Source organism: Lacinutrix sp. MEBiC02404 (assembly GCF_053601575.1).
In genome coordinates this window covers 1-4,374 of record NZ_JBSHNV010000117.1, presented here as the reverse complement: position 1 = coordinate 4,374, position 4,374 = coordinate 1, and the positions used below count along the sequence as shown (strand labels likewise).

At 26.8% G+C, this 4,374-nt stretch carries 3 protein-coding genes; all 3 read left to right on the top strand.

The window, feature by feature from the left end:
* Positions 1 to 751: 751 nt before the first annotated feature.
* Positions 752 to 1,201: a hypothetical protein gene (locus tag ACVCXO_RS02925; protein ID WP_452228101.1), complete on the top strand. Its 450-nt coding sequence runs from the start codon at positions 752 to 754 to the stop codon at positions 1,199 to 1,201.
* Positions 1,198 to 3,225, top strand: a complete 2,028-nt coding sequence (locus tag ACVCXO_RS02920; protein ID WP_452228100.1) for a hypothetical protein — start codon at positions 1,198 to 1,200, stop codon at positions 3,223 to 3,225. Before ACVCXO_RS02925 ends, ACVCXO_RS02920 begins: the two co-directional genes overlap by 4 nt.
* 141 nt (positions 3,226 to 3,366) lie before the next feature.
* Entirely contained in the window at positions 3,367 to 4,122 is a 756-nt protein-coding gene (locus tag ACVCXO_RS02915; RefSeq protein ID WP_452228099.1) for a hypothetical protein, read from the top strand.
* The last annotated feature ends 252 nt before the right edge of the window (positions 4,123 to 4,374 follow it).

Genomic DNA, 4,374 nt, shown 5'->3' with positions numbered 1-4,374 from the left:
AAATTTGCTTAGATAAATCGGAACTAAAAGTAAAACTGAAGTCACAAAGATTTTAATTAACTAAATAATAAACAGATTATCTGGTGCGAAAATCTATCTGCTCTTATTTAACGTTGGAAATTTCTTTTTATTAAGTTTACTACTAATTAGAGCTGCATTTGCTAACAACGTATATAATTTATTGCTGGTTCTAGCCTGCTTACGAAAACCCTCGCGGATTTTCTATTCGGTTTTTATTTGCTAAATTACGTTCTTAACCACGCAACAAACCATATACAAACACGTTAGTTTTAATGCTTAAGCAAGTTTGCGGAGATTGAAAACTTAGCGATAATATGCTTTAATTCCATTAGTTAAAAAAAATCTTACTCAAACTCTAAATGAAATATTTTGCGGAATATTTAGCTTGTTTGCGGAATAAAAAAACAAAAACAGATTACGCTAAAACTCACTCAATCGGAATTTAGAAAGTTCCGAATTATTTACTCAAACTCTAAAAGAAAAAGAAAATCACTCGATCGGAATTTTTAGCTAGTTTACGGAATTGAAAAGTGAAAGTGAATAAAAGTAGAAAAATGTTGGAACCTAAAAAGCACTAAAAACTAACACCGTATATAAAAAATTGCTAGATTAGTGCTTAAATAAAGTTGGTTGCTCTTTTGCTACTTCTGATTTTCCTTCGGAAAATCCTCGCTTACAAAAACGCAACTTTCCATATACAAAACCGTTGGCAATAATTAAAAGAATATCTATGAATAAAATTAAAGTATTAGATTTAATATTAATTGAGTTAGACAGATTAAATGAAACAATTGATTTATTGACAGTTGAAGACTTGAATAAAAATAATACTTTCGATAAACAAACAGTTTTTTTAGCTTTAGAATACTTGTGTAAACTTGAGTATTGTAAAAAAACTAATAATGCTTACAGAATCACATTTGAAGGTCAACATTACATTGATAAAAATAAGTTCATTATTAGAAGTAGACCTTTTTTAATTGATTATTTATATAAAAAACTTAAGATAATAGCTCTACTGTTGAACACTCTTTTTGTTTTAACTTTAGGGTATCTTACTTATAAAAATAGCTTAAAGAAAAACGAATCAAGTGAAATAGATTTGATTGAAAACACTCTTAAAATTAAAAAATCTGATACAACAAGAATAAAAGAAATTGATACTCTTCCAATCAAATGAGTGGACAATCACACAAACATATTGATTTAAATAAAGAAAATCTAGACCCTAGAACAATTCTTGGCTGGAGGGAATCTGAATATATAGAAGATTTGTTTTTTGACCATAACATTTATTCAGAAATAAAAAAATCAATTTCTGTCAATCCTATTACTATCATTATTGGGAATCCATTGTCAGGAAAAACAAGAATCGTATATGACTATTTGAAAAAAGATAGAAATAGCAATTTAATTATTCCTGTAAAAAACAAAAATATTGCAGAATATAATATTCCAAAAACTCTAAAAAATGTAATTGTATTTTTAGATGATGTTGATGAATATTGTTATGACAATAATGATTCTTTAAACTTGTTATTATCAAATATAGTTTTACAGAATTCTTTTAGTAAAAATATAAAATGTGTAATTACTTGTCGCAGAGGTCCAGAATATGATAAATTCCAAAATAAATTAGATAGAAACTTATTTTATAAAATTGTTGAAAACAGATTTCATATACCTCGATTTAACAGTCAAGATAAAGATGTAAGTGATTTTTTGGAATTAAACAAAGATAAATTCAAAACTAATCCGAAAAATTTTGATGGCAATTTTGGTTCAGTTGTTCTGCCATTGGATGCAATGAGAGAAAGATTTGAAGGCTTAAAAAAAAGAGATAAATATAAAGAGTTAGCTGTTTTATTAGGACTAAAATTGCATTTTCATTTTTTAAATTTTGAAGCAACAAAAAGAGAGTTTTTAGATTTGAATATTAAAAAATTTACTGAAAAGTATATTAATGAAGAATTAAGTCCTTATGAATGGGAAGCAACTTTAAATACATTGGTTTCAGATGATACATCTCTAAATTTTATTGAGATAAAATCAAATATAGTAATTGAAGAAGCTTATTTAGATTTTTTAAAAGATAAAAATTTCAACAGCATAGATGTTATACACCCAAAATTTAATTTAACTAGGCTAGATTCATTATTTAACAAATTATACACATTAGATGAAAAAAGAACTTGGGGTTTTCCGACTTCAGTGTATGATTATAATATGGCAATAAAAAAAATTGATTCAATTCAAGATGCTTTAGAAATATACAATAAAATGACTGAGTTTTTAAGTCCTGATAACTACACCTATTCATATCTATTTAAGAAAACCACTGATTTAGATATTCTTAAAAGACTTTATTTAGAAATGAAAAGAAGTGTTAAGTCTGTAGGAAATACACCTCGAAATATATTTGCTGGTCAAATAGATGATTTCAGCACCTTTTTATCTACTTTTATTGAAGTTGACCCAAAAGTTCTTGGGTCTATCAACGGACAATCTAATAGACTTTTAAAATTAGCTTTAAAGGATAAAGCAAAATCCCTAGAATTTCTTTTTAAGTCTAAAAAAACTAACGAAATTTTTATAAATCCTGTTTTTAATAAAATTTGTAGAGTTTGTTGTGAATCTGAATTGGAATTTTCAAAGTATATAAAACCTGTACTAAATACTATAGAAAACTTAGATACAAACCTTCAATTAAATATTATAAAAATATGCTCTAAGTTTGACAAAGACATTACAATAAAATTACTAGATAAATATATTAGTAATATTAGTTTTGACTTTTTTAATGAAAAGGGCAACGCGCTTTCATCTTCAGAACCCTTAGAATCTCTTAACTTGTTCATAAAGGCTATTGAAGTTTCAAATAACAAAATTAATAAAACCATTGCCTCTATTAACTATTCTAAATTAGTTTATAACGAAGAGTTAAGTGAGTATTTAGAAGATGCTATAAAGTTGTCGTCTGTAGTCATTAAACCTGAAGAACAAATTCATCCTTCAAAATACTTGAGGCATATATTTGTACTATTGACAATATGGAAATCCTCAGTAAATGAATTAATAACCAATCTAGAAAATATATTTAGTAGAGAGGATATTAATAAAAAAATAATATTTGATATTTACACTGAGATAAAAGATGAAATAAAAAAAGAAATAATTAAAAAAGAATATTTTTCACAGGAATAACTATTGCCAACACCGTATATAATTTATTGCTAGTTCTAGCCTGCTTACGAAAACCCTCGCGGATTTTCTATTCGGTTTTTATTTGCTAAATTAGGTGCTGAAACACGCAACAAACCATATACAAACACGTTGTGGTTAATTATGAAGAAACTGACTTACATACTATTAACATTATTATTTCTCAACTGTAAATCTGAAAAAAAAGACATTTTTCAAGAATACAACGGAGAAATGGTTAAGGTGGAATTTATAGATTTTAAAGCCGATTCTATATTTACTGGTTTTGGCGGAGAGACTTATGAAAACGGAAAACTAAAATCGTTGTCTTACTTTAAAAATGGAATTCCAGCCGACACGTTGTTTAACTATTTCGAAAATGGAAAAATAAATGAAAAAGGTTTGGTCGAAAACGGATTTCAAAAAGGCTGGTGGTTTTTATACAGAGAAGATGGCTCTCTTAAAGAAAAATCTGAATGGTTAACTATAAGAGATAGTTTGTATAAAAATCAATCAATATATTTCGACCTAAATGGAGAAGTCAAATATAAAAACAGTTCATTCTTCAACTTAAAAATTCCAGACACGATTAAAGTCGGAAAAAATATAGCGAGTTTTGATTACAATTCAAATTTTGAGGTTTACAAAAAGTTAATATATGTAGTAATTGAAAATCAGTACTCGGAAAATGAAATAAAATTGGACACTTTTGGAATTAAAAATAATGACTATAGATTTGGAATTTTTGGATACAAATTAGGAAAACAAAATATTAAAGGACAAATTATTGAGGAATTATACGAAATAAAAAATATCGGAAATGATTCAGCGATCGGAACTGTAAGCGATCATAAAAAATATTTTGAGAAAGAAGTTTATGTATCGGACAAAAATAACTAACCACAACACCGTATATAATTAATGGCTAGTTTTAGCTTGCTTACGAAAATCTTTGCAGATTTTCTATTCGGTTTTTATTTGCTAAATTAGGTGCTGAAACACGCCACTAATCATATACAAACACGTTATCTATAAGTTACTCACCAACAAAAATTATTGGAAAATCTATAAGTCTGAACTTCCAACAAGGGAATAATTACTCAGATGAATAATGTAATCTGAAAAACGTTACGGATTGGATTCTGTTTGATT

Bases quoted from the DNA above. Each gene is read 5' to 3' on its own strand.
- ACVCXO_RS02915 (WP_452228099.1), top strand. From the start codon at position 3,367: ATGAAGAAACTGACTTACATACTATTAACATTATTATTTCTCAACTGT.
- ACVCXO_RS02925 (WP_452228101.1), top strand. From the start codon at position 752: ATGAATAAAATTAAAGTATTAGATTTAATATTAATTGAGTTAGACAGA.
- ACVCXO_RS02920 (WP_452228100.1), top strand. From the start codon at position 1,198: ATGAGTGGACAATCACACAAACATATTGATTTAAATAAAGAAAATCTA.